A 235-nucleotide genomic window follows, 5' to 3' on the forward strand; every position below is an offset into this window, starting at 1 on the left:
GCCGTCATGAGCCCGCGCCCGGGCCGGGTCGTGGAGGTCGTCGAGTTCGACCTGCCGCGCCCGCGCACGCCGGAGATGATGCGCACCCCGGAGTTCCACGCCTACCACGACCGGCTCTCCGCGATCCTCTTCGGCGGCGGCAGCGGGGACGAGCACTGATGGCGAGCTCGGTCCAGGAGGAGGCAGCCGGCACCGGTGTCGCCGGCGCCACGGCCCCCCGCAGCAGGCGCGTCGT

Annotated in this window: 1 pseudogene; it reads left to right on the forward strand. The window is 75.3% G+C overall.

Annotation, left to right across the window (positions count from 1 at the left end):
- Nucleotides 1-159, forward strand: a pseudogene (locus AC0I8G_RS26235) (ABC transporter ATP-binding protein); the annotation flags it as partial.
- Nucleotides 160-235 lie beyond the last annotated feature (76 nt).

Source organism: Kineococcus sp. AC630 (assembly GCF_979255925.1).